General features: G+C 58.0%; 2 protein-coding genes. Both read left to right on the top strand.

Annotated elements, in window-relative coordinates; genetic code table 11:
- Position 1 precedes the first annotated feature (1 nt).
- On the top strand, positions 2-145 hold the full coding sequence (locus CU102_RS28335) for a VOC family protein (RefSeq protein ID WP_245425634.1): 144 nt from the start codon (positions 2-4) through the stop codon (positions 143-145).
- A gap of 192 nt (positions 146-337) precedes the next feature.
- Positions 338-840: KUP/HAK/KT family potassium transporter (locus tag CU102_RS28330; RefSeq protein WP_210204799.1), on the top strand; the 503-nt coding region annotated here is incomplete at its 3' end.

The raw sequence follows: 840 nt of genomic DNA, 5'->3' as shown, positions 1-840 counted from the left end.
TATTCGGCAGGCGGAGCAGGCCGGTGCTGTCGTTACCGACCCGCCGCACGACCGCTTCTGGGGCGGATACTCCGGCTACTTTCGCGACCCCGACGACCACCTCTGGGAGATCGCTTGGAATCCCCAGTGGAGTGTCCCGGATTAGGTTCTATCGCATCGCCCGCATCACCTCTGGCCGCAACTCCAACTGTTGTTGCTTGAGAGATGACATTTGGCTCTGGGAACTGCGAGGGCTTCCCGCGATAGTGATGTCCGCAGTAAGCTTCATTGGCGAATTTGAACAGGTCCTGTAATAAGCAAGAGGCGTTCAGCGCGCCTTCAGTAAGAGAGCCTATTCATGGGACAGCCAATTGGCGACGAAGACGGGATTGCCGGCTCAGCCGTATCTGAACCGGATATCCATCCCAAGGAAACATTTCCGGTCCTCGTGATCGGCGCAATTGGCGTCGTCTATGGCGACATCGGTACAAGCCCGATCTATGCCTTTCGTGAAGCCATTCACGCCGCCTCCTCCGATGGTGCCTTGATCCGGGCTGACGTGCTCGGGATCGTTTCCATGATCTTCTGGACTTTGACGCTGATCGTGACCATCAAGTACGTGCTTTTCGTCCTCCGAGCCGACAACGACGGCGAAGGTGGCATTCTTTCTCTGATGGCATTGGCCAGGGCAAGCTATCGAACGCGTCCTGCCCTCGTCCTGGGCATCGGCATTGTTGGCGCGTCACTGTTTTATGGGGACGCCGTCATCACGCCTGCGATTTCCGTACTGTCGGCGGTCGAAGGCCTCGAGGTCGTTGCGCCGGCGCTTGGGCCCTATATTGTCCCCATCACACTCGTGAT

Origin of the sequence: Phyllobacterium brassicacearum (assembly GCF_003010955.1) — a bacterium.
Lineage (GTDB): Bacteria > Pseudomonadota > Alphaproteobacteria > Rhizobiales > Rhizobiaceae > Phyllobacterium > Phyllobacterium brassicacearum.
The sequence above is the reverse complement of the archived record's forward strand: the minus strand, read 5'-3'. Positions and strand labels throughout refer to the sequence as shown.